Genomic DNA, 874 nt, shown 5'->3' on the forward strand with positions numbered 1-874 from the left:
CGACGTGCTGCTCGCGGACGGGCTGTCGAGCGTCGACGCGATGATCAACACCTATGTGCAGCCGCGCGCGCTGCTCGACGCCGCCCTGACGCGACCGGCGACGTTCGCGCCGGGCACGTCGTGGTCGTACAGCAACACGAACTACGTGATCGCCGGGCTGCTGGTCGAGAAGGTGACCGGCCGTCCGCTGCACGAGGTCCTCACGCAGCGCGTCATCGAGAAGGCAGGCCTGCGCGACACGTACCTCCCCGCGGTCGGCGAGCGCGAGATCCGCGGACGCCACCCGCACGGCTACCACTCGGACACCCCGGGCGGGACGCTGCGCGACGTGACGGAGCTCGACCCGAGCGCGGCCTGGGCCGCGGGCGACGTCGTCGGCACGCCGAGCGACCTGATCCGGCTCTACACCGCGATCCTCGACGGCCGCCTGGTCGGTGCCGCCGAGCTCGCCGAGATGCAGAAGACCGTGCCCGTGCCCGCCGAGTGGGGGCCGATGCGGTACGGCCTGGGCATCGCCGAGACCGCCCTGAGCTGCGGTGGTGTCGCGTGGGGACACGGCGGCGACATCTTCGGCTACTCGACACGCGAGGGCGTGACGACCGACGGCCGCGCCGCGTCCGTCGCGGTCACGGCGCTCCCGTCGTCGGTCTCCGACCCCGAGGCGATGCAGCACGTCGACGCGGTGATCGACACGGCCCTCTGCGCGTGACCCGGCCCGGGCGGCGACCGGCATGAGCCGCCCCGCCCGGACCACGCACCACTGAGCACGAGAACAACATCAGCGCCGTGTGGGACCCCCTACGCGGCGCTGATGTCGTGCTCGGCGTGGCGACACGTGGGGCCACGCCGGTCGGGGGCGGGTCGGCGGGTGCAC

The 874-nt window shown here is 73.5% G+C and carries 1 protein-coding gene; it reads left to right on the forward strand.

Annotated features, from left to right (window positions below; all coding sequences use genetic code 11):
* The coding region (locus tag OMK64_RS20075; protein WP_272730118.1) for a serine hydrolase domain-containing protein at positions 1 to 709 on the forward strand (709 nt) is incomplete at its 5' end.
* Positions 710 to 874: the final 165 nt, after the last annotated feature.

It is taken from the genome of Cellulomonas fimi, assembly GCF_028527925.1.
Taxonomy (GTDB): Bacteria; Actinomycetota; Actinomycetes; order Actinomycetales; family Cellulomonadaceae; genus Cellulomonas; species Cellulomonas fimi_C.